The organism is Ruegeria sp. BJ3 (genome assembly GCF_056535665.1).
Genome location: NZ_JBQFIT010000001.1, coordinates 2,734,271 through 2,756,960 on the forward strand (window position 1 = coordinate 2,734,271; position 22,690 = coordinate 2,756,960).

Consider the following 22,690-nt stretch of genomic DNA (forward strand, 5'->3'; position numbering starts at 1 on the left):
CAGTTCCGGGCGGTCAGGCCCACGGGGACAGCACGATTTTCGGAACCGCGACCTCGCCCGAGCGTAGCTGGGCAAAGGCCCGGGCGCCATCGGCCAGATCGCGTTCTTCGATCCAGTCCAGAGGCCCCAGCGCGCCGTCAAAGATGGCTTGGGCGGTCTGACGGAAATCCTGCGCGGTATAAGTGTAGGTTCCGATGAAGGTGATCTCTTGCAGGGTCATGCGCCGTACGTCCAGCCCGCCGGCGTCCTCGCCCAGGCCCACATGCGCGATCACCCCGCCGGGTTGGGCCCGTTCCGAGGCCACCGCACGGGTGGCGGCAAAGCCCACGGCATCGACCACGATCGGGAAGTCGCCCTGCGCTTCAGCTACGACCTTGGCGCAATTCAGCCTTTGCAGGAACGTCCGCCGCAGGTCGTTGGGTTCGACCACGGTCACATCCACGACATCCATCGCCCGCAGCGCCAGCGCCGCCGCAAGGCCAATCGCCCCACCCCCGATCACCAGCGCACGACGCTCCATCGCCGGGTGCAGCGCCTCGAGCGCGAGGCGTGCGGCGTGCCAGCTGACGGCCAGCGGCTCGGCCAAGGCGGCTTTGGCGAAGGGTACATGGTCCGGCACCTCGACCAGATTGTCCCAGGGCATCGAAACATATTGAGCAAAGGCGCCTTCGCGCGGGGGCATCGAGATGATCTGACGGTCGGGGCACAGGTTTTCCCGTCCCGCTTGGCAGGCCGGACACTGCCCGCAATTTACAAGCGGATTGATCGTGACCCGCGTTCCGTCTTTGGGGCCGCCGATCACCGTGCCCGCCGCCTCGTGCCCCAGGATCAAGGGCGCCGGGCGGCGCGCATCATGGCCCAAGTAGGCATGCATGTCGGACCCGCAGATCCCAGCGGCCTCGACCCGGATCAGGTGCTCGCCCGGTTGCGGCGCGGCGTCCGGTACGTCGCGGTAGACCAGGTGTTCGACGCCTTCATAAACCAGAGCTTTCATTTCGCCATGAACCCCCCGTCAACCATCAGGATCTGCCCCGTGACATAGTCGGATGCCTGCGAGCACAGGAAAAGGATCGGCCCATCGATATCGTCCATGCGGCCATTGCGACCGATGCAGGTCTGCGCCGCGTTGCGGGCCGCGCGGGCGGGGTCATCGAACACCGCCTGCGTCAGCTCGGTCGGAAAGAATCCCGGCCCGATGGCGTTGGCGGTAATCCCGTGCGGCGACCAGGCCTCGGCCATGGCGCGGGTAAGCTGTGCGATCCCGCCCTTGCTGGCCCCATAGGCGATCCCGCCGGGAAAGGCCCGCGTCGTCTGCAGCGAGGCGAAATTCACGATCCGGCCCCAACCACGCGCCTTCATCGCGGGAACCATGGCCTGGCTGAGGAAGAACGGCGCACCGAGGTTCAGGCCCAGCGTCGCGTCCCAGCCTTCGGGCGTGACGTCATCGGCGGCCTGTCGCGTATTCACCCCAGCGGCATGAACCACGATATCCGGTGCGCCGAACGGGGCCGAGATTTGTTCGAGCAGCGATGGCAAGCCACTTCGGTCGGCCACGTCACCCGCGACCACCGCAGCGCTTGAACCGATCTCGGCCTGTAACTCGGCCAGTGCCTCGGCCCGTCGGGCAACGCCTACCACCTTCGCGCCTGCAGCCGCCAGCACCTGCGCAACGCGCCGGCCTAGCCCCGAACTGGCGCCCGTGACGCAGGCCACCCGGCCGGTCAGATCGAACAGGTCGCGGGGGTCATTCATCTGCGGTCAGGTCAAAGTTTTCGTCCGGGAAATACTTGGCCAGACGCACGTCGGCGGCGCGGGCGTGGCCCTCCATCCCTTCCAGCCGCGAAATCCGCGCGGTCGCCTCGGCGATGGGTTTCGAACCCTCGCGCGTGGCCCGCTGCCAGGTGACGATTTTCATGTATTTGTGCACGCTCAGCCCGCCGGTATAGCTGGCCGCGCCCGAGGTGGGCAGGACGTGGTTCGTACCGGTGGCCTTGTCGCCATAGGACACGGTCGTTTCTTCGCCCAGGAACAAAGAGCCATAGCAAGTCAGCCGATCCAGCCACCAATCCAGATCCGCGGCCTGCACGGTCAGATGCTCGGGGGCGTAGTCGTCGGAACACGCGGCCATCTCTTCGCGGTCCGCGCACAGGATCACCTCGGCATAGTCGCGCCAGGCGGCGGCGGCGTTCTCGCGGTTCAGCTCGGGCAGATCGGCGATCAGGGTCGGAACCAGCTCCATCACCCGGGTCGCCAGATCGCGGTCATCGGTCACCAGCCAGACGGGCGAGTTGTAGCCATGCTCCGCCTGGCTGACCAGGTCGGTGGCCACGACGAAGGGGTCGGCCGTGGAATCCGCCAAAATCAGGCTGTCGGTCGGACCCGCGATCATGTCGATGCCGACCTTACCGTAAAGAATGCGCTTGGCCTCGGCCACGAACTGGTTGCCCGGCCCCACAAGGATGTTGGCGCGCGGCAGCCCGAACAAGCCATAGGTCATGGCGGCCACGCCTTGCACGCCCCCCATGGCCAGGATGCTGTCAGCGCCGCTGATATGGGCGGCGTAGACGATCGCCGGGGCCACGCCCTCGCCCGGGCGGGGCGGCGAACAGGCGGTGATGTGACGGCACCCCGCCACTTTGGCGGTGGTCACGGTCATGATGGCGCTGGCGATGTGGCTATACCGCCCGCCGGGCACATAGCAGCCCGCCGCATCGACCGGGATGGCCTTCTGCCCCGCGATGAAGCCCGGCACGATTTCCAGCTGCACATCCGACACGGTGGCCTTCTGCGCCTCGGCAAAGCGGCGCACGTTGTCTTGGGCAAAGCGGATGTCGGCCTTGAGCTTTTCCGGCACCCGGGCGCAGGCGGCGTCGATTTCCGCGGGGGTCATCAGTACGTTGCCCTCGAACTTGTCGAACTTGGCCGCGTATTCCATCGCCTTGGCGTCGCCGCCGGCCTCGATGTCGGCCAGAATGGTCTTGACCGTGTCATGCACCTCGGACGCGTGGGATTGTGCGGTCAGGGTGGCCTTCTTGAGGTATTCACGCGACATATTCAGAAGATCCTATTGGTAGATTTCAGGAAGCAAAGTGGTCGACAGCGCCGGAACGTAGGCGATCAGGATGACGACGATCAGCATGGTCAGCACGAAGGGCACGGCGCGGGCCGCGATCTTGAGGATGGATTCACCCGTGATCCCCGAAACCACGAACAGGTTCAGCCCCAGTGGCGGCGTGATGAAGCCAACGCCCAAGGCGGTGATCATCATGATGCAGAACTGGATCTCGTTCATGCCGATATTGTCCGCCAGCGGTTTCAGGATCGGGGCCAGGATGACGATATTCGGTGTCGTCTCCATGACGCAACCGGCCGCGATCAGAATGCCGATCATCAGCAGGATCAGCAGGAACGGATCCTCGGTCAGCGAGGTCACCGAGGCCACGAAGCCCTGCGGCACGCCCATGATCGCCAGCGCCTCGGCCAGCGGGGCCGAGAAGGCGATGATCGGCAGGATCACCCCGTTCACCTTGGCCGAGCTGACCAGCATCGACGGGAAGTCCGCCAGCGTCAGCGTGCGCAGGATGAACCCCATGATGATGGTGACGACAACGGCGGTCGCGCCGGCCTCGGTCGGGGTCAGGCGACCCGAAAAGATGCCATAGAAGATGATGCCCGGCACGATGAAGGCGTACCAGCCCGATTTCAGCGCCTTGCCCAGGTTGGCCAGCCATTCGCCCATGGTCATCATGCCGCCGCCCTCATAGGCATAGAGACGGTTCATGATAATGTTGGTCACGAGAATCGAGATCAGGATCGCAAGCCCCGGGATCAGAGCGGCCAGAAACAGGGTCGAGGCCGAGATGCCCAGCACGAGCCCGATGATGATATAGGCGATCGAAGGCGGGATCAGGATGCCGGTACAGGCACCCGCCGCCACCAGCGCACAGGCATAGGGGCGCGGATAGCCGCTTTCGACCAGTCGGTTGATCGTCATCCGACCCACCGCCGCCGCGCCGGCCGCGTCAGACCCGGAAATGGCCGCGAACATGCCGCAAACCAGAACCGTGGCCGAGCCGAACCCACCCTTGGCAAAACAGGTCAGCGCCTCGGCCACGTCCAGAAACTTGCGCGACAGCCCGGTTCGCACCAGCACGTCACCGGTCAGGATGAACAGCGGCACCGCGGTCAGGGCAAAGGCGTCGATGCCGGTGAACAGGCTTTCGCCCACAAGGCTCAGCGGCAGGTCCCCCGACATGATCAGCATCACGATCGCGGCCGAGCCGATCGCGGCCCAGACCGGAACTGCCAGCGCGATCAGGCCGACGAACAGGATCACGGGCAGGTAGAAATCCCAGCCCAGTTCGACCGTTTGATTGAGAGAACTCCACAGCATCCGGTTTCTCCTCAGTCAAACAGCTTGTCGCCTTCGAAGACGGGCGTGCCGTCACGAAGACTTTTGATGTCATTCATCAACGATTGGATCAGGCGCCAGATCATCAGGGCAAAGCCCGTGGGCACCGCCATCAGGAACCACACCTTCGATACCCGCAGCCCGTCAGTGACCGAGCCGAACTTGGCCGAGACATGCACCGCCTCGTAGGACCAGTAGAGCGCGATGACCGCCACCGCGAACATCACCAGATCACCGAAGATATACAGCACCGCCTTGGGCCGCGGCCCGAGGTAATGCATGATCACGTCGATCCGGATATGGGCGCGTTCCTTGACCGCCGCGGCCGCGCCGATCCAGGCCAGATAGATGAAGGAATAGCGGACGATCTCCTCGCCCCAGATCGAGGAATAGGCGAAGATCTCGCGCCGCAGCACCTCGATTGCCATCGTGATAACCAGCATCACGTAGAACACCAGAAGCAGCCAGCGTTCGGCGTTGCGGTCTATGGTTTTGAGTAAGGACATCGCTTCCCTCGGCAAGGCTGGGGGGATGGGCCTGAAGGATCAGGCCGCGCAGGTCTGGAAAGGGCGGGCGCGCCTCCGGCGCCCGCCCGGTCCGCATCAAGCGTCGTGGACGTAGTATTTGCCTTGGGTGCCGGCCGCCTCGACCAGCTTTTCGAAGGCATCCATCGACCCGGCCAGCTCGGTCTTGAAGGGGTCCCACTCCGAGCGCTGATAACCGCCGGCCTCCTGCCACTCGGCCAGTTGGTCGTCGGTCAGCGAGTGGAACTCGACTCCAGCCTTGTTCAACTCGGCCATGGCATAGGCGCGGGCCGAGGGGACCTTGGCCAGGTTCTGGTGGCTGGTCATCTCCGAGCCCCACATGATGCCCTCCTGCACGTCGGCCGGCATCGAGTTGAACCATTCCAGGTTGCAGGAATAGACTTGGCTGTCCGGCACCGCCTGGGTGAAGGTGACGTGAGACAGAATATCCTTGAAGCCAAACACATAGAGCGCGCCGACCGACGGGTCGAGCGCATCCGCCACGCCCTGCTTGATGGCCGAGGGGGTCTCGCCCCAGGCAACAGGCGTCGGGTTGGCGCCGGCCATGCGGTAGTATTGCTGCAGCATCTTGGACCCGGGCACGCGGAATTTCACACCGCTCATGTCCGAGGGGGTGATGATGGCATTTCCGCCCTGGCGCACGGCCACGACGCGCGGGTCGATCACGACATAGAACAGCGCCTTGAAGCCTGCGGCCTCGACCTTGGGATGCACTTCGTTCTTCCAGGTGTCGGAATGCACCAGGTTGGTGAACCGCTGGTTCGAGCCGCACAGATACGGCATGTTGATCAGGTCCACGGTCGAGGCAAAGGGTGCGAAGTTCGACAGCGAATGCTGCGCGGCCTGGATGGTTCCGCCCTGAACCTTCTGCACCAACGCGCCGCCCGCGCCCAGCTGCCCGCCCGGGGCCAGCTTGACATAGACCTTGCCGTTGGTTGCGTTCTGGATGTTCTCCTTCAGGTCCAGCTGCATGATCGGATAGCTGCGCGAGGCGCCCAGCACATAGGCTGTAGCGACCGTCATCACATGCTCGGCAGCTTGTTCGCGTTCCTTTTCCTCCTTCGCGGTCTGCGCTGCGGCCTCGGATGACCACAAAACGCCGCTTGCGCCCGCCACCAGTGCGGCCGTGAACGCGCCACTGGCACTGAGTTTGAGGAAATTGCGGCGTTCAGTTGACGCCAGTTCCATTTGATCTTTGTTCATTGATTGCCCTCCCATTGGAAAAATTCAGCCGCCGTTCTCCTCGCGCGCGGCCTCTTTTTTCAGAATTGCGACAACGAACAGGATCGACGCCGCGAACAGAACCAGCATCTCGCCCACATCCCCAAGAAACGCGCGGCCTGCAAACGCACCCAGCGCCACGTTCGCGAAATAGACGACGAAGACGATGGCGGATGCGGCAAGGAACATGTTCGGGACTCCGGGTAGAATCGGCACTGATGCCATTTGTAAGCGCTTACATAGAAAATGCAAGCGCTTACATTTCACCTTTCATTGCCAATCCGATCCGGTTAGAATTGAAGAGAACAAAGATTAGGTTTGGAAATGTCGAAGCTGAAGCCCGCCCCGACACTGGATGACGTTGCCAGAAGGGCAGGCGTTTCCACGGCTACGGTCTCGCGTTGCATCAACACCCCGGACAGGGTGGTCGAAGCGACCCGAAAACGCGTGCAATCGGCGATCGAGGCCTTGGGCTATACACCGAATTTCGCGGCTCGGGTCATGGCGGCCAAGCGCACGTTTACCATTGGCGCGATCATCCCGACGATGGAAAACGCCATCTTTGCGCGCGGCTTGCAGGCCTTTCAGGAAGAGCTGCACCAACATGGCTATACGCTACTGGTATCCAGTTCGGCCTACAAACCGGCAACCGAAGAAGAGCAGATCCGAACTTTAGTCGCCCGCGGCGCCGATGGCCTGCTGCTGATCGGTCACGACCGGGCGCCGCGCATCTACGAATTTCTTGAACACCGCGAAATTCCGGCGCTGGTTGCGTGGTCGTTTTCCCCGGACGGGCGTCTGCCCTCCATCGGATTCGACAACCGGGCGGCCATGTACGAGCTGGCGAAATGGGTCCTCGACCTCGGACACAGACGGCTTGCGGTGATATCCGGCATTACCCACGGCAACGACCGCGCGCGCCTTCGACTGGACGGCGTGCGCGACGCTGTTCGGCAGCACGGGCTTGACCCGCAGGTGCTTCAGGTCATCGAGACCCCGTATGAAATCGAAAACGGCGCCGAAGCGTTCGCGCGTTTCATGTCGCAGGACACGCCGCCGACGGCTGTCATGTGCGGCAACGATGTGTTGGCCGCTGGCGCTTTGCTCAGGGCTCAGGACATGGGGCTGAAAGTGCCGCAGGATGTCTCGATCACCGGGTTCGATGACATCGAACTGGCCCGGATCCTGCGCCCGGCTTTGACCACTGTGCATGTGCCGCATCGGGAAATGGGTGGAAAAGCCGCGAAAGCATTGATCGAAATGGTTGAAAAAAGGACCCCGGCGGCCGGTGAACACCTGTACACGCATATCGTCGAAAGACAGTCTCTGGGTCCTGCCAACTCGCGGTAATCCGCGTGCCCGGGTCAGGCGGCCTGATCTTCCATCGTCCGGAAATCACCCTTCAGCCACAAATGCCGTTTGCACATCGGCTCGGTGAAATACTGCCGGATCAAGCTGCTGAGGGCCTTGTGGATCAGTTTAGAAGTGGTGTCAGGATAGACCTCGGTCGTGAACAGGGAAACGATCCTGACAAAGTTCCGCCCCGGAAAAGGCGTTGCCCGAACCGAGTCATGATAGCGATGCGCCCGGTGGAAACACCCGGCAGTAGTGATCGCCCATCCGCTGCCTTCGGCCACCAACCCCATGATCGACTGGTTGCATTCCAGCTCGAACCGGTTGGGCAGGTTGTACTTGTTGCGCGTCAGCTGGATCTCGATCTGCTTGCCGATCGTGTAGTCTCGCGAATACCGCAGCAGCGGCAGGTCGGAATGGGGCGAGAACAGGTCCTGCACCTCGCCCTTGAACTTTTCGGGCACGATCACGATGAACGGATCGCGCATCAAAGGATATTCGATCAGCCCCTGTGTGCCGCCGGGCGGTCGGGTCGCCACACCTGCGTCCAGCTTGTGCTCCTGCAATTTCTCGATGATTTCGTGGCTGGGCCGCGTGAAATGCCGGAAATTGCAGCGCGGCAGCGCATGGGCCAGGAACCGGATCAGTTCGGGCGCGATCTGGTTGTCGAAATCGTCCACCAGGGCCAGCCGCAGATCGGTGGCGTGGCGCCAGTTGCCAGACCGGATCTCGGCCTCGCCCCGCTTCAACACGGTCAGGCCATCCCGTACATAACGCGAAAATACTTCGCCAGCCGGTGTCAGGCTCATCGGACGACGGCCGTGATCCACCAATGCGATGCCAAGGGCGTCTTCCAGACTGCGAAGATGGTTGGACACGGTGCTGATCGACAAACCCGTTTCCGAGGCCACCTGTTGAATCGAACCGGACTTGGCGATCAGGCGAAATACTTCCAACCAGCGCAAGCTCAGTGTTTTGGACACGGGGCAAAACCCTCCCGCAATTTCGATTTCATCGAAACTAGCGAAACAGAGTTTTGGCTTTCGGGCAATGGTGAATGTTGGTCACCCCAATTAGCTGCGCATGTGGATGAAGTCGGGATCGTAGGGGCAGGCAGGAATCACCCGCGCCGGAACCCTGTCACCGCACAGGTCCAGCATCATCTCGCTGCCCTCGGGCGACTGGTGTGGCTCGACAAAGGCATGCGCAAGGTTCAGCCCGGTACGATGCCCCCAGTCGCCCGAGGTCACCGTTCCCACCACCCGATCCCCTGCCATCAGCGACGCACCGGGATGCGCGGGCGCGTGCGCGGCCTGCACCTGCAGGGCAACCAACTTGCGTGACGGCCCCTTGGCCTGCCGTTCGATCAGCGCCGCGCGCCCGATGAACTCCGGTTTGTCCAGCCGAACAAAGCGGCCCAACCCGGTTTCGAACGGGTCGAACTCGGTGATCAGGTCCGCCTTCCAATGCAGGAAGGTTTTCTCCATCCGCATCGACTCGACTGCCCGCGCGCCGAACAGTTGCAGGCCAAAGGCCTGTCCGGCCTGCCGCAGCGCAAGATAGGCCGCATGGAGCGAGGCGTTGGGCACATGGATCTCATAGGCCAACTCGCCCGAGAAACTGACGCCCATCACGGTAGCGGGCGCGATCCCGACAAAGCACTCGCGTGCGCTGAGCCATGGGAAGGCGTCCCGCGACCAATCCCCGCGCGAGCAGGCCGACAACACGTCACGCGCCCGTGGTCCGGCCAGAACCAGGATGGTCTGGTCGTTGGTCAGGCTGCGCAATTGCACGTCCTCGTCGGGAGCGATGTATCGGGACAGCCAATCCATGTCGTGCAGCTCGGCCGCGGCGGCCGAGCCGTACCAGACGCGATCCGGCCCCCGGTCGCTGGCGGGCAGATTGGCGATGGTCGCCTCGGCCTTGACCATGCCCTGATGGTTCAGCAGATAGGCCAACCCCACCCGACCCGGGCGACGGGGCAGCGCGCCGCAGATCATCCGGTCAAGGAACGCATGCCGGTCGGCGCCGGTGATCTCGATCCGGTTGAACCCGTTGACCTCGGCCAGCCCGACATTCTGCTGCACGTTGGCGACCTCGGCGGCGATCACGTCGAAGGTTTCGTCAAAATCGAAACTGAGCGTCGGCGTGAAATCGGGCGTGGGCTTGATGTACTCGACCCGCTCCCACCCATTCACCACGGTAAACTCCGCGCCCTCGGCGGCCAGAACCGGGGTCAGCGGCGTGGTCTTGGCGGGCCGCCCGGCGGGGCGGTGCTCGTGCGGAAAATGAAAGCGGAACTCGTTCTGATAATCCTCGATCGCCTTCAGCGCGGTCAGCTCGACATTGGCGTGCCCGGCGAACCGGCGCGGGTCGAGGCACCAAGTGTCATAACAGGCCTCGCCATGCACGATCTGCTGGGCCAGCAGCCAGCCGTGGCCGCCCCCCTCGCCCAGCCCGGCCCGCAGCCCGATGATGCAGAATGCGTTGCGCTTGCCGGGGATCGGCCCGACCAGAGGCGCGCCGTCGATCGTGTAGGTGATCGGGCCGTTGACGACCGTGTGGATCCCTGCCTCCATCAGCGCGGGCATGCGGGCAAACGCGCCTTCCAGCACATCGGTCACCCGATCCAGATCGTCGGGACACAGCGCGTTGACGAAGTTCGGGTCGATCCCGTCCATGCCCCAGGTCTTGCAGTCCTGTTCGTAGAAGCCCAACAGCAGGCCGTTCTTTTCCTGCCGGCAGTAATAATCGCTGATCGGGCAGCGCAGCAGCGGCATGCGGTGGCCAGCGTCGCGGATCGCGGGGATTTCCTCGGTCAGGAAATACTGGTGCTCCATCGAGGCCACCGGATGGTGCACGCCCATCATCGCGCCCACCTCGTTCACGCGGTAGCCACAGGCATTCACCACGATGTCGCAGTCGATGTCGCCGTGCTCGGTATGAACGGTCCAAGTGTCGTCCCCATGCTGGCTCAGAGCAATGACCGGCGTGTTGCGATAGACCTCGGCCCCGGCCTTGCGCGCCCGCCGCGCCAGCGCCTGGCACAGCTGTGCCGGGTCGATGTCCCCGTCCAGCGGATCCCACAGGCCACCCAGCAGGCTCTCGGTGGAAATCAGCGGGTGGCGGCGGGCGCATTCCTGCGCGTCGATCACCTCGAAATGCACGTCCATCCCTCGCGCCATCGACGCGAAATGGCGATAGCCCTGCATCTGCGCTTCGGTATTGGCCAACCGGATGCCGCCGTCGCCATGATGGTAGTTGATCGGATAGTCCGGGTCCTCGGCCAGTTCCTTATACAGGCGGATCGAATGCGACTTGAGCCCCACCATCGTCTGGTTCATTCCGAAATTCGTCACCTGCGCGGCCGAATGCCATGTGGTGCCGGATGTCAGCTCGTTGCGCTCTACCAGAACCACGTCGCTCCAGCCTTCCTGCGTCAGGTGATACAGGGTTGAACAGCCGGCGATTCCGCCGCCGATCACCACGACTTTGGTGCGCGATTTCATGGGTGTGCTCCTTCTGAGGTTCTCCGAACCCTGCCGAACGGCGCAGCGGGCGGGCAATGGCGCAGTGGCCGGTCCCGAAAAATCGAAACGGGAATTGAGATTTCTCAAAACGGCATTTCCGCTTTGGCTGCACCCCGCGTTGCCGCATACCCTGCAGGGCAGGATCGGATCAGGAGCCTTCGGAGATGCCAGAACAGGGCAAACGCGGCGGGCGGCGGGCCAGGCTGGCGCAACGGGCGGCCAAACCGGCATTTGACCCCTGCCCGCCCGGCCAGATCGGCGGGCAGTACAAACCCCTGACCTTGCCCGAGATCGCGGCGATCCACGACACCGCCCTGCGCCTGCTGGAAACGCTGGGCATGGGCGAGGTGCCCGACCGCCTGGCACAAGACCTGATCGCCGCAGGTGCGCGGCCAGGCCCGCCGGGACGGCTGGTCTTTCCACGAGCGATGGTCGAAGGCGCGGTCCGGCGGGCCGCCAAGCGGTTTACCCTGCACGGGCGCGACCCGGCCCGGTCAATCGAAGTGGGCGGCGACCGCGTGCATTTCGGCACCGGCGGAGCAGCGGTCCAGACGCTGGACCTGGACAGCGGGCTCTATCGCCCGTCGACCCTGGCCGATCTGCATGATTTCACCCGCCTTCAGGACACGCTGGCCAATGTCAGCTGGTTCACCCGATGCTGCGTCGCCACCGACGTGCCGGACAATTTCGATCTGGACGTGAATACCGCCTATGCGCTGATCCGGAATACCACCAAACCGGTGGCGACCTCGTTCACGCTGGCCGAACATGTCGCGCCCATCGTGCGGATGCTGGATATCGCCGCCGGAGGCCAAGGCGCCTTTGCGGAACGCCCGTTCCTGAAGGCGCATATCAGCCCGGTGATCTCGCCCTTGCGGTACGGCGAAGATGCGGTGGACGTGGTCTATGAATGCATCGCGCACAACATCCCGATGTCCTGCATCACAGCAGCCCAGGCCGGGGCGACCGCGCCCGCCACCATGGCCGGGTTTCTGACCCAGTCTCTGGCCGAAACTCTGGCCAGCCTGGTCATGGTCAACGCGATCCGGCCGGGCTTTTCCATGGTGTTTTCCAACTGGCCCTTCATCATCGATCTGCGCACCGGCGCGTTTTCGGGCGGCAGTGGCGAAACCGCCGTGCTGAACGCGGCCTCGGCCCAGATCACCAACTGGCTGGGGCTGCCCTCGGGCGTGGCCTGTTCGATGACCGATGCCAAGGCCATCGACGCGCAATACGGCGCCGAAAAAGGCATCACCTCGCTGGCCGCCGCGCTGGCCGGGGGCAACCTGATCTATGAAAGCTCGGGCATGACGGCCTCGCTGCTGGGGGTCAGCTTCGAGGGGTTCGTGCTGGATGACGAAATGCACTCGCACACCTATCGCGCCCTGCGCGGGATCGAGGTGACCGAAGAAAACCTGGGTTTTGACGCGATCTGCCAATCAGTTCTGGGCGAGGGCCATTTTCTGGGCAGCGCCCACACCCATGCGGCGATGGAGCGTGACTATTTCTACCCCGCCCTTGCCGACCGGGCCGAGCCGCGCAGCTGGCAGGACAGCGGCGCCCGCGATGCCTGGTCCACCGCCCGCGACCGCGCGCGTGAAATCCTGCGCACGCATCACCCGCAATACCTCAGCCCCGAACAGGAGGCCGAGATCCGCGCCATTTTCCGGGTTCTGTCCTGATCCGACGTTGCTGTGTCGCGGACTGGGTGTTTTTGACGCGGGCTTGGCGCTAGGCTCGGGCAAATGACGACACAGGGGGCCTCATGGCAAATGCGTTCTTTCAACCCGTCTCGGCGATGGAGCTGGCGCGCTTCGCCGGTGTCCCTACCTTCATGCGTCTGCCGGCCCTGACCGCGGACGACGACCGGATGGATCTGGTCGAGCTTGGGCTGGTCGGCATCCCCTGGGACGGGGGCACCACCAACCGGCCCGGCGCGCGGCACGGGCCGCGGCAGTTGCGCGACCAGTCCACCATGATCCGCGCCATGAACCCGGTGACCGGGGTTGCCCCGTTCGAACTGGTCAACTGTGCCGACCTGGGTGACGTGCCGCCCAACCCGGTGGATATCGAGGATACGCTGGATCGCGTCACCCGCTTCTACACCGACCTGATGCTGCGCGGCATAGTGCCCCTGACGGCGGGCGGCGATCACCTGACCACCCTGCCCGTCCTGCGGGCGCTGGCCAGCGACGGCCCGCTTGGGTTGATCCAGTTCGATAGCCATACCGACCTGTTCGACAGCTATTTCGGCGGGCACAAATATACCCATGGCACCCCGTTCCGCCGCGCGGTCGAGGAGGGGCTGGTCGATCCCGAACGTTTCGTGCAGGTGGGCATTCGCGGCACGGCCTACAACACCGAGGATATCGAATGGGGCGAGGCGCAGGGCATCCGCATCATCCGCATCGAAGAGCTGTTCGACCGCGGCATCGACGATGTCATGACCGAGGTCCGCTCCATCGTCGGCGACGCGCCCTGCTATTGCACCTATGACATCGATTTCGTGGACCCCACCCATGCCCCTGGCACCGGCACGCCCGAGATCGGCGGCCCCAACAGCTTTCAGGCCCAGCAGGTCATCCGCAAGCTGGAAGGTCTGAACCTTGTGGGCGCGGATCTGGTCGAGGTCTCGCCTCCCTTCGACCCATCGGGCGGTACCGCTTGGCTGGGCATTTCGCTGATGTTCGAGCTGCTGTGCGTGCTGGCCCAGGCGATCGACGCGCGGCGCTAGGCCCGCGCGACGTTCTCGGCGATCATCGCGATCATCTCGAACATGACCGCCGCCGCCGTCAGCGCGGTGATATTGTTGGGGCTGTCCTTGGTCGGCATCATGCAGACCACATCGCCGCCGACGATGTTCAGCCCCCGCGCGGCATGCAGGATGCCCACGGCCTCGTCGATGTCAAAACCCTTTTCGCCGGGTTCCAGGTTCGACACGCCCGGCGCGATGGTCGGATCAAGGCAGTCGAGATCGAAGGTGATGTAGACTGGCCGGTCGCCCAGAACCTCGCGTGTTTGGGCCACCACATCGGCCAAGCCACGCTGGCGGAACTCGCGCATGGTGACGATGTTGTAGCCATAGTCATATGAAGGCTGCAGCCAGTCCAGGCTGCGCGGATGCCCCCGCAACCCGATCTGCATCGATCGGGTCGGGTCCACCTGCCCCTGATCGGCCAGGTAGGCCCCCCAATGCGCGGCCGACTTTTTGGCCCCCAGGAAATGATCGACCTTGGTGAACACATCCGTGTGCGCGTCCAGATGCAGAAAGCTGACCGGTTGCCCGCCCGCCAGTTCGCCTCGGCCCAACGCCTGCACGATCCCGCCCGTGATCGAATGATCGCCACCGATCGACACGGGCCGCGCACCGGCCGCGTCGATGTCACGGTAGAAGGCAGTGATACGCTCGATGCAGTCTTCGTTGTCATTGGCGCGCGGAAACGGCACGTCGCCCACATCGGCGATGCGCGCGCTCGACCACGGGTCGATCTGGAACAGCGAATGCACCCGGCGCTGCACGGCCGAGACATGACGCAGCGCACGCGGGCCCAGATGCTGGTCGCGTTCGGTGGTGCCGTTGCCGGCGGAATGCGGCACGCCCACAAGGGCGATATCCTGATCCTGCGGCCCCACATGGGGGCACCGGAACAGGGTGGGCACGCCCCACCAGTAAAGGTTGTCCATCATGGATTGTTCGTAGCGGTCCGCCATCGTGTCTCCCCGCCCTGAAATGAAACCGCCCCCACGGGTGACCCGGGGGCGGCTGTCGCGTCAGATCTTTTCGTCTTCGCGTCGGAAGGCGCCCTGAACGATGCGGTCCATGACCATGGCCAGGAACAGGATCGCAAAACCGCCCAGCAAGCCCGGCCCCTTGGCCGCGTATTGCAGCGCCTCAAGGATTTCCTTGCCCAGGCCCCCGCCGCCGATCAGCGAGATGATCACGACCATCGACAGGCACATCAGGATGGTCTGGTTCACGCCGGTCATGATCGACGGCAGCGCCAGCGGGATTTCCACGTCCTTCAGCAACTGCCATTTCGAGGCACCAAAGGCCACGGCGGCCTCTTTGATGCTTTCAGGCACCCCGCGCATGCCCAGCGCCGTCAGGCGGATCACCGGCGGCATGCCGAAGATGATCGTGGCCAGGATGCCCGGCGGGTTGCCGGTGCCAAAGAAGGCGATGATCGGGATCAGATACACGAAGGCCGGCAGAGTCTGCATCAGGTCCAACACCGGCTCGGCCGCGCGATAGGCGCGTTTGGATTTGCCGAACCAGATGCCCAGCGGAATGCCGAAGGTGACGCACAGCAGCACGGCCGCGCCCACCAGTGCCACCGTTTCCATCGCAACGTCCCAATAGCCCAGCAGCGCGATATAGGCCAGCGATGCGGCGGTGAAGATCGCCACGCGCGGACCCGCTGCGCGCCACGCGGTCACGCAGATCACCAGCATGACCACGGGCCAGGGCGACCCGATCAGGGCCACGGTCAGCCCGTCCAGGACCGAGCGTACACCGGCAACGATCCCGTCGAAAATGTCTCCGCCCGCGGCGGCGGCGGCGTCGATCCGGGCCTCCATCCAGCTGGCCACGACCGAGAACAATGTTCCCTGATCAGGCCCGAGTATCATCTCGGACACTTGTTTTTCGGGGAAGGCATCCAGCAGCGGAAGCGAGGCATTCACTGTGAACTTGTAAACGATCAGCGGTCCGATCGCAGCGATCAGAACCGCCCCCAGAACCGTGTTCCGCGCCGAGCGGCCGCTTTCGGTGCTGTCGGGGTTGATCCGCCAGTTCGAGTACTGTTTTTCGTACACCCGGTCAGCGTAGAACCCCTGAACCAGTTTGAAAACCAACAGCATCAGAAGCCCGGTGACCATGATCCCAAGGGCTTCGGACTGTGCCAGCTGCGCTTTCTCAAGGCTGCTGTCCGCCGCTTTCTGGATATTCGCGGCCAGTTTGTTGAACCGGTCAATGTCTGCCTTCTCGGTTGAATCCGCCGCGCGGGCCAGCAGCTCGTTTGCGCGTTCCTGCTGACGGGCCGCGCGTTCGGCCAGATCGGCCCCCGGGTTACCCCAGGCGCCGCGACCGATCTGCACCCAAGCGATGATCTCAAGGATCAGGAAGGTCCAGAACATCCCCCAGATCGCCCGCGAGGCGGACCAGAACGGCCCCAAAACCGCCGCCCACAGGTTGAACGTGTTCGGGATCGGACTGGTTGCATCGTGGATCTTGTGAAAGGCGTTGACGTAATAATCACCATTGGGGCCTGCGAATTCGTGGATCGACCGATCCAGCGCCTCGCGGTCCACCTCGATGTCGGAGGCGGCCGTGACTTTCAATTCCGTGGTTGCATCAGTCATTTTTGCCCCCCTGAATTCCGCGCAACAGGCGTGGTTTGGTCACGACGCCGACATCCTGACCGCCATCGGTAATCACCACCGGAAGCTCGGTGTTCACGGCCAGATCGATCAGCTGGTCGAGGTCTGCGCCCTCATCGGCACGCGGCGCGCCATCCAGCGGGCCGGAATAACTGTCCAACGGCTCCATGATCGAATGTGCCTTGACCAGTTTGAGTTTGGATATGCCCTGCACGAACTCGCGCACATAGTCGTCCGCCGGGTTCATCACGATGTCCTCGGGCGTGCCGATCTGGACGATCACACCGTCCTTCATGATGGCGATGCGGTGGCCGATGCGAATGGCCTCGTCCAGGTCATGGGTGATGAACAGCGTGGTCTTTTTCAGCTGCGCAACCAGAGCCTTGAACTGATCCTGCAACTGCAGCCGGATCAGCGGGTCCAGCGCCGAGAACGGTTCGTCCATCAACAGGATTTCCGGGTCCGAAGCCAGCGCGCGCGCAATGCCCACGCGCTGCTGCATCCCGCCCGACAGTTCCTTGGGCAACCGGTCCTCGTACCCGGTCAGGTCCACCAGGCCCAGCGCGTGATCGGACACCGCCCAGCGCTTGGATTTCGAGACTTTGCGGATCTCAAGCGGATAGGCCACGTTGTCGCGCACCGAGCGGTGCGGCATCAGCGCCATGTGCTGGAACACCATCCCGATCTGCTGGGCGCGGATGCGGCGCAGCTCGGACTCGGAGATCTTGGACACGTCCTGCCCCATGATCTCGATCTTTCCGGCCGTGGGCTCGATCAGGCGATTGACATGGCGCACAAGGGTCGACTTGCCTGAACCCGACAGGCCCATGATGCAAAAAATCTCGCCACGCGGCACTTCGAACGTGGCGCCTTGAACGCCGACCACGCAATTGAATCTTTCAAGAACTTCAGGTTTTCCAATACCTTCATTCCGGACCGCAGCCATGGCTTCTTCGGCCCGTGCACCGAAAATTTTCCAGACATTTTCTAGTTTTACGACAGGTTCGTCCATTTGCCCCTCATCTACGGGGTTGCATCCCGGCAAACAAGCAAAGGGCCGCCGCGATCAGTCGCGACGGCCCCATGCGTTTGTGATTTAGTTCGTCAGCCAGCCGATAACGGTGTCTTCGTTTTCAGCCACCCACTGGCGGGCGAAATCGGCTGCTTCCATGTTGTCCACAGCCAGCGCCTTGCCCATCGCGCTCAGATCATCACCCTGCATCTGGTAGTTGCGGAACAGGGCCGCGACCTCGGGATGGTTTTCCTCAAGCTCTTTGGCGTAGTGCAGGTGCAGAGTTGCCCCGTTCCACGCGGTCGAGGCCTCGGATTTGTCCAGCCAGTCCGGGTCATCGGTGGGCTGAACGATCGTCCAAGTGGCCGGATCATGCGGCGGCTCTTCCAGCACGGTCAGTTCTTGGGTCACGAAGATGTAGTGCGGGCTGTAGCAGAACCCGATCCACGGATCGCCGGCCTTGGTCGCGTTTGCCAAATTGGCGTAGGCGATGGTTTCTTCGTACTCGGTCAGCTCGAAGATCTGGTCATAGCCATAGGACTTGGCGCGGATCTTCTCGACCACGGTCGACGCCCAGCCGGGTGCGCCGATCCAAACCTCGGGGGTACCGTTTCCGTCAGTGTCGAAGATGGCCATCTTGTCCGGATCGCTCAGGTCGTCGATGGATTTGATGTCATATTCCTCGGCAATGTAGGTCGGAACGCACATACCCTGCTCGGCCTGAACCGGGTTCTCGTTCATCACGACTGTGCCGTTCTGTTTGACATAGGTGTCGTGCAGGTTCTGCTGGTTCGGCATCCAGACTTCCGGGTGGACGTGCATCGCGCCGGAATCCATCGCTTCGAACACGATGGGGTTGGTCCCGTTCTGCAATTCGACATCAAGGCCCAGGTTTTCTTCGATAACGACTTCAAGAATGTGCGCGGTGGCGTTCACCGACGCCCAGTTCGGGACACCGATCACGATATCGGCAGCAAAAACCGGGGCAGCGACCGCCATCGATGCGCCCCCCAGTAACGTAGCAAGTTTGTTCATGTTGCATCTCTCCATGTTGGTCGTCTTCGGCGCTGATTCTCGTTGATCGAAAGCGATCAGGCGGACGGGCCTGATCGTCGAGATCGGGTCAGCGTCTCGGGTGTATTGAGCGCGTTTCGCATGTGAACACGCCCCGCACTGAAAAAAGTGAAGCACCTGCCGTTTGACCCATCAAGCGCAACTTCGAACCGGGGTCACGGTTTCGAAATTCTCGCAGAGTGGTTTCGCTAAATTCCGAATAGCGGTCCCACGCGTCATGGTGAAACCCGTGAGACCGTGCGTTGGATTGGTACGCCTGCTGCATGAAATCTGGCTGCCATGCAGTTTGGCTCAGTGGGGATTGGGCCTCAAACCAGAGCCTGCGGCAAGACAAACGGAACGTCAGTTGCCGGCAGCGTGCTGACCGGCAGATCGATGCCGTAGACCTGCCGCATCACCTCGTCGGTCATGACGTCCGAAACCGCCCCGGTGCGCCAGACCTCTCCGTTCGACAGAACGCAGACCTTGTCGGCGAACAACGCGGTCAGGTTCAGGTCATGCATCACGACCACGACGCCCCCGCCCTGATCGGCGAATTCGCGCGCGATGCGCAGAACCGTGAACTGATGCGCGATGTCCAGGCTGGCGACGGGCTCGTCCAGTAACAGCCAGCGCGGCCGGTCGCGCCGCACCGAGCTCCAGACCTGGGTCAGAACGCGCGCAAGCTGCACGCGTTGCTGCTCGCCGCCGGACAGGTTCTGGTACGAGCGCGGCTCGAACCCCGCAAGATCGACATGCGCCATCGCGCGCGACGGCAGGGCGTCGTCGCCGTTGGCCAGGCCGCCGGGCAGGCCCAGGCGTACGACTTCCAGCGCGGTGAAGGGAAAGGCGACGGCCGAGGATTGCGGAAGAACGCCCCGCATCGCCGCCAGTTCCCAGGGCTGCAGAGCCGCGATGTCCTGGCCGTTCAAGGTGATACGGCCGGTGTACAGGATGTCGCCCGACAGCGCCCTAAGCAAGGTGGATTTGCCCGAGCCGTTGGGCCCGATGATCGCGGTGACCTGTCCGGGTTCGGCCAGGAAATCCACATCGCGCAGGATCTGCTTGCGCCCGATGCGGACGCTGACATTTTCAGCTTTCATCATTCACATACCCATCGATCCGTGGCGGCGCAGCAGGATCCAGAAGAACACCGGCGCGCCCAGAATGGCCGTGACGATGCCGATCGGCAGCTCGGCCGGGGCCACGATCACCCGGCTGATCATGTCGGCGGCCAGCAGCAGGGCGGCGCCCAGCAAGGCCGCATTCACCAGCAACCGGTGGTGATCGGGGCCGGTGCCCAGCCGCAGCAGATGCGGCACGACGATGCCGATGAACCCGATCCCACCCGACACGGCCACGGCCGCGCCGGTGGCGGCGGCCACAGTCAGGATCGCGATGCTCTTGCTGCGTTGCACCGGAATACCGATGTGATGCGCCACCGCTTCGCCCATGGCCAGGCCATTCAAGGCGCGGGCCAGACGCTGCGCGCACAGGATCGACGCCAGTATCAGAGGCGCGGCGGTCGCCACCTTGGTCCAGGTCGCGCCGGCCAGAGACCCCATGCCCCAGAATGTCAGATCGCGCAGCTGCTGATCGTCGGCGATGTACACCATGACCCCCGACACCGCGCCCGACAGGGCCGCCAGGGCGATTCCGGCCAGCAGCATCGTGGCCACCGAGGTCTGCCCTTGACGCGTCGAAACGCGATAGAGGATCAGGACCGACGCCCAGCCGCCCAGAAAGGCGGCAACCGCGACCAGACCACTGCCGACCCAGGCCAGAACGGCGGCGGGCAGTAGGTTGCCGAAGACGATGGCTGTGATCGCGCCCAGCCCAGCCCCCGCGCTGACGCCGACGATGCCCGGATCCGCCAGCGGGTTGCGGAACAGCCCCTGCATCACCACGCCCGACACCGCCAGCGCCGCCCCGACCAGGATGCCCATCGCCAGTCGCGGCAGACGGATGTCCCACAGCACGATCCGGTTCAGATCCGACAGGCCTCGGCCATGCAGCAGATCCGACACGGCCATCTTCAACGAGGCCTCGGACGCGCCGACCGAGATGCTGGCCACGCTGGTCACGGCCAGAAGGCCGACCAGGGCCAGGGTGACCCATGCCGCCCGCGACCTGCGGGCCGCGGCGGTCGGGGGCGCGCCGTTGTCCAGTGCCAGCGTCATGAGCCCCTGACGCCTCGCAATGCGGCCGACAGATCCATGACCGCGTCGGCGGTGCGCGGACCAAAGCCCAGCAGATAGGCGCCGGGCATCCGGATCAGCGCCCGGTTCCGCCCCGCCGGAGTCAGCCGGACCGCGGGCAGCGCGAACAGCTTTTCCTCCGAGAGGATCGGCTCGCCCTGGCGCTCCATCATCAGGATCACGTCCGGCGCGGTGGCGGCCATGGCTTCGGGCGTCATCGTCTTGAAACCCGTCACACCCGCGGCCGCGTTTTTGCCTCCGGCCATCCGAATGATGGTATCGGCCTGGGTCTCGGCCCCGCCGACGACAAATTCGCTGCCCCGAGCCGAAAGCAGGAACAGCACGTTCACCGGCGCGTCCTGCGCGTCGGACGCCTGGGCCAGCGCCCGGTCCAGCCGGCGTGCGGTTTCGGCCGCCAGGGCTTCGGCCTCGGCCTCGACCCCCAGCGCGACACCCACGGCGCGGATCTTGTCGATGACGCCATCGCGCGAGAATTCGTCGGCAATGGTGATGTAATCCACGCCGGCCTCTTGCAGCACCGCGATGGTCTCGGGCGGGCCCGACCCTTCGAGCGCCAGGATCAGGTCGGGGGCAACCGACAGCACGCCCTCGGGCGACAGGGCCCGGCGATACCCGACATCGGGCAGATCCGCCGCCTCGGGCGGCCAGGTCGAACTGCGGTCACGGCCGACCAGCCGGTGCTGCTGGCCCAGGGCATGGACGATCTCGGTCAGCGAACTGCCGATGGCGATCACGCGTTTGCTCTCGGCCTGCGCGGCCGCCGCCGAAACCAGCAAAGCGGCGCAAAGTGTCACCAATCCCCGCATCATGCCGCTCCGGTATCGGCCGGGCCGGGCAGCGCGGCAACCAGCGCGTCCCAGGCAGGGCGATGATCGGCCTCGCCGGTGCGGCGCCCGAAGATCTGCAGGATCAGGGCGCCGTCCGCGTCGAAGGCTTCGACCGAGATCGCCGGGCCGCGCTGGGTCGGCTTGTCGACGGCCCAGACCTCGGCGATGTGATCGCTGCGCAGATGCAGGTTGAAGCCCGGATCCAGCACGTTGAACCACGGCACCATCTGCTGAAGATTCCGCACCGGCCCGCCGTGGATCTCGATGCAGCCGCGGTTACCGACGAAGATCATCACCTCGATCTGCCGGTCCCGCACCTGTTCGAACAGGCCGGTGACCGCCGCGGGATCAACCGCGCGGGCCAGCGGTTCGCCCGCGATGCGATAGGCGCCCAGCCGGTTCATTTTGAGCTTGGAGGTCAGGCGCAGGAACTGGTGCGTGTCCGTCATCTTTGCCCATTCGCGACGCAGGTCGTCGGCTTTGTCGGCATTGGCTTTAGGCGCTTCGGCCGGTTTGCGCGGCGCGACCGTCATCGTCTGGCCTTGATCCTCGGCGGCCAGTGTTCGAACCAAGCTGTCCCAGTGGCCCAGATCCGAGCCATCCCGCAGAATGATCTTGTGAACCGCGTCCCCGGCCGCATCGAACACCTGGATCGAGCGGCGCAGACCGGCCTCGGTTTCCCGCTCGACCGCAAAGACATGGTGCCATTGCGTGGGGAACATGCGCAGGTCGATCTCTTCGGTCAGCACCATCGCGGCATGCTGGCCGCTGTGGTAATTGTCGTATCGCCCGATCTTTTCGATCACGCAGGACGGGTTGCGCGTCAGCGCCATGACCTCGCCCAAGCCGGCCAACTGGCCGAACAACCCGTCAAGGTCGGGGTTCAGCCGTGTCACGCCCTCCCCGGCAAAGGCCGCGACCAGTTGGCCCTCGCTCAACCCCAGCGATTCCGCTAAATCGCGGTCTCGCTGGCCTGTCTTCTGCGCATAGGCAGCACGAATATCCTGAGGAGCCATAAGCACCTGTTCCATAGCGGGTTTCCCGTCTTCATCGTGGTTTTAAGGGGGTGCTGGCCCGGGCGCTGATCGCAAACAGCGTCCTGCTGGCAGTGCCGAAATTAAAGGCACGAAACTATGTTGA

Annotated in this window: 20 protein-coding genes; 3 read left to right on the forward strand and 17 right to left on the reverse strand. The window is 64.0% G+C overall.

Annotation, left to right across the window (positions count from 1 at the left end; genetic code table 11):
- Positions 1-13 precede the first annotated feature (13 nt).
- The 7 genes from ACR3EL_RS13710 to ACR3EL_RS13740 form a co-directional block, all read right to left on the reverse strand.
- Positions 14-994, reverse strand: a complete 981-nt coding sequence (locus ACR3EL_RS13710) for a zinc-dependent alcohol dehydrogenase (protein WP_170339637.1) — start codon at positions 992-994, stop codon at positions 14-16.
- Positions 991-1,752 (reverse strand): SDR family NAD(P)-dependent oxidoreductase, encoded by a 762-nt coding sequence (locus ACR3EL_RS13715; protein ID WP_170339635.1) that lies wholly within the window; start codon positions 1,750-1,752, stop codon positions 991-993. The genes ACR3EL_RS13710 and ACR3EL_RS13715 overlap by 4 nt, the downstream gene beginning before the upstream one ends.
- Positions 1,745-3,052, reverse strand: coding sequence for a histidinol dehydrogenase (gene hisD / locus ACR3EL_RS13720; RefSeq protein WP_170339633.1), 1,308 nt, complete (start codon positions 3,050-3,052; stop codon positions 1,745-1,747). The genes ACR3EL_RS13715 and hisD overlap by 8 nt, the downstream gene beginning before the upstream one ends.
- A 12-nt stretch (positions 3,053-3,064) precedes the next feature.
- Positions 3,065-4,393, reverse strand: a complete 1,329-nt coding sequence (locus ACR3EL_RS13725; RefSeq protein ID WP_170340241.1) for a TRAP transporter large permease — start codon at positions 4,391-4,393, stop codon at positions 3,065-3,067.
- Between the two features lie 11 nt (positions 4,394-4,404).
- Positions 4,405-4,917 carry a TRAP transporter small permease gene (locus tag ACR3EL_RS13730; protein ID WP_093964490.1) on the reverse strand — a complete coding sequence of 171 codons (513 nt, stop codon included), beginning with the start codon at positions 4,915-4,917 and terminating at the stop codon, positions 4,405-4,407.
- Positions 4,918-5,013: 96 nt separating this feature from the next.
- Positions 5,014-6,159: a TRAP transporter substrate-binding protein gene (locus ACR3EL_RS13735; protein WP_480721976.1), complete on the reverse strand. Its 1,146-nt coding sequence runs from the start codon at positions 6,157-6,159 to the stop codon at positions 5,014-5,016.
- 24 nt (positions 6,160-6,183) lie between these two features.
- Positions 6,184-6,366: a hypothetical protein gene (locus ACR3EL_RS13740; protein WP_005981170.1), complete on the reverse strand. Its 183-nt coding sequence runs from the start codon at positions 6,364-6,366 to the stop codon at positions 6,184-6,186.
- A 135-nt stretch (positions 6,367-6,501) separates the two neighbouring features.
- On the opposite strand from ACR3EL_RS13740, the gene ACR3EL_RS13745 reads away from it, so the two are divergent.
- Positions 6,502-7,527 (forward strand): LacI family DNA-binding transcriptional regulator, encoded by a 1,026-nt coding sequence (locus ACR3EL_RS13745; protein ID WP_170367754.1) that lies wholly within the window; start codon positions 6,502-6,504, stop codon positions 7,525-7,527.
- Positions 7,528-7,541: 14 nt separating this feature from the next.
- Here ACR3EL_RS13745 and ACR3EL_RS13750 read toward each other — a convergent pair whose 3' ends face one another.
- Entirely contained in the window at positions 7,542-8,513 is a 972-nt protein-coding gene (locus tag ACR3EL_RS13750) for a LysR family transcriptional regulator (RefSeq protein WP_170339623.1), read from the reverse strand.
- A 90-nt stretch (positions 8,514-8,603) separates the two neighbouring features.
- The gene (locus tag ACR3EL_RS13755; RefSeq protein WP_170339621.1) at positions 8,604-11,039 is read right to left on the reverse strand and encodes a GcvT family protein; all 2,436 of its coding nucleotides are present in this window, start codon (positions 11,037-11,039) and stop codon (positions 8,604-8,606) included.
- Between the two features lie 185 nt (positions 11,040-11,224).
- Between ACR3EL_RS13755 and ACR3EL_RS13760 the strand changes: the two genes are divergently transcribed.
- The gene (locus tag ACR3EL_RS13760) at positions 11,225-12,742 is read left to right on the forward strand and encodes a trimethylamine methyltransferase family protein (RefSeq protein WP_170339619.1); all 1,518 of its coding nucleotides are present in this window, start codon (positions 11,225-11,227) and stop codon (positions 12,740-12,742) included.
- A gap of 83 nt (positions 12,743-12,825) precedes the next feature.
- Entirely contained in the window at positions 12,826-13,794 is a 969-nt protein-coding gene (locus tag ACR3EL_RS13765) for an agmatinase (protein WP_170339617.1), read from the forward strand.
- On the opposite strand, the gene ACR3EL_RS13770 is transcribed toward ACR3EL_RS13765, so the two are convergent.
- From ACR3EL_RS13770 to ACR3EL_RS13805, 8 genes are all read right to left on the reverse strand, one after another.
- Positions 13,791-14,771 (reverse strand): arginase family protein, encoded by a 981-nt coding sequence (locus ACR3EL_RS13770; protein WP_170339615.1) that lies wholly within the window; start codon positions 14,769-14,771, stop codon positions 13,791-13,793. The two genes, ACR3EL_RS13765 and ACR3EL_RS13770, sit on opposite strands and share 4 nt — an antisense overlap.
- A 60-nt stretch (positions 14,772-14,831) precedes the next feature.
- The gene (locus ACR3EL_RS13775; RefSeq protein ID WP_170339613.1) at positions 14,832-16,421 is read right to left on the reverse strand and encodes an ABC transporter permease; all 1,590 of its coding nucleotides are present in this window, start codon (positions 16,419-16,421) and stop codon (positions 14,832-14,834) included.
- Positions 16,414-17,451: a quaternary amine ABC transporter ATP-binding protein gene (locus ACR3EL_RS13780; RefSeq protein WP_170339611.1), complete on the reverse strand. Its 1,038-nt coding sequence runs from the start codon at positions 17,449-17,451 to the stop codon at positions 16,414-16,416. The genes ACR3EL_RS13775 and ACR3EL_RS13780 overlap by 8 nt, the downstream gene beginning before the upstream one ends.
- An 84-nt stretch (positions 17,452-17,535) precedes the next feature.
- Positions 17,536-18,486: an ABC transporter substrate-binding protein gene (locus ACR3EL_RS13785; protein WP_170339609.1), complete on the reverse strand. Its 951-nt coding sequence runs from the start codon at positions 18,484-18,486 to the stop codon at positions 17,536-17,538.
- A 347-nt stretch (positions 18,487-18,833) separates the two neighbouring features.
- Positions 18,834-19,610, reverse strand: a complete 777-nt coding sequence (locus ACR3EL_RS13790) for a heme ABC transporter ATP-binding protein (RefSeq protein ID WP_170339607.1) — start codon at positions 19,608-19,610, stop codon at positions 18,834-18,836.
- Entirely contained in the window at positions 19,611-20,684 is a 1,074-nt protein-coding gene (locus tag ACR3EL_RS13795; protein ID WP_480721983.1) for a FecCD family ABC transporter permease, read from the reverse strand. It abuts the gene before it with no gap.
- On the reverse strand, positions 20,681-21,529 hold the full coding sequence (locus ACR3EL_RS13800; RefSeq protein ID WP_480721985.1) for a heme/hemin ABC transporter substrate-binding protein: 849 nt from the start codon (positions 21,527-21,529) through the stop codon (positions 20,681-20,683). Before ACR3EL_RS13800 ends, ACR3EL_RS13795 begins: the two co-directional genes overlap by 4 nt.
- Positions 21,529-22,581, reverse strand: coding sequence for a hemin-degrading factor (locus ACR3EL_RS13805; RefSeq protein WP_480721987.1), 1,053 nt, complete (start codon positions 22,579-22,581; stop codon positions 21,529-21,531). Before ACR3EL_RS13805 ends, ACR3EL_RS13800 begins: the two co-directional genes overlap by 1 nt.
- Positions 22,582-22,690: the final 109 nt, after the last annotated feature.